At 71.5% G+C, this 845-nt stretch carries 1 pseudogene; it reads right to left on the bottom strand.

Going from position 1 to position 845, the window contains the following annotated elements:
• Positions 1–572 precede the first annotated feature (572 nt).
• A pseudogene (cbiF, locus tag FVW20_RS17100) lies at positions 573–845 on the bottom strand (cobalt-precorrin-4 C(11)-methyltransferase); the annotation flags it as partial.

Below are 845 nucleotides of genomic sequence, written 5' to 3'. Positions count from 1 at the left end.
GGGGGCGTCGGCACGGCGACCGGGGTGACTGGGCGCGGGGCTGCGGCGTCCTGCGCCGCAAGGGCGGGCACCGTGGGCGCGATGGCCCGGGTTGCTCCGGTAAGCGCGGTGATTCCGGCCAGCTTCAGGAACCGTCGTCTGCCGATGCGCCGCATGGTTGCTCCTGCGTTTCCCGTTGGTTGCATTGCGCATGTCGGGGCAGCCCCGGTATGCTTTCGCGTGTCCTGGACACGGCCCGGCGGCTGCGCGGATGCCGTGGATAGTGCGCAATGCCCCGAAATGTTACGGGGATGTTAGCGTGGATGCCCGCGAAAGTGAAGCGCGTGCGGTATCGCGCTGCGGCGCGGCCCGTGCGGGGGCTGTGGTGGGCGCACAGCGGGCGTTGGCGGTGTCCGGAAGGGGCGCGCCTCCGGGCGTGCGCATGGCCCCGATCGTGCGCATGCCCCAGATCGTACGCATGCCCCTGACCGCCCGCATATCGTTGACCGCCCGCATACCGTTGACCGCCCGCATATCACTGGCCGCATGCATGCCGCCGGGGGCTGCATGATGCCGGATGTGCCGGTTTCCTGTCAGTTTCCGTCGGCCTTCGGGGCGGTGCCGGATGCCCCGGATACGCCGGGCTGGTCGGCACCCCCGTATGCGCCGATGTCGCGCCAGCCGTGGGCGAAGTCCGCCGCGTACAGGCGCGATGCGGTTTCTCCCGCCGCCTCGCCGGGCAGCACCAGAAACACCGTCTGGCGCGAAAAGCCGCGAGTGCGCACGGTATCGGCCAGCCCGCCCGCCGTGGTCCAGGCCAGCGCTTCGTCGGGCCAGCCCACCCGGTGGGCCGCCAGTACCGGGGT

It is taken from the genome of Nitratidesulfovibrio oxamicus (assembly GCF_015731765.1).
GTDB lineage: Bacteria > Desulfobacterota > Desulfovibrionia > Desulfovibrionales > Desulfovibrionaceae > Cupidesulfovibrio > Cupidesulfovibrio oxamicus.
Note: the sequence above shows the minus strand (reverse complement) of the source record. Positions and strands in the feature narration are given on the sequence as shown.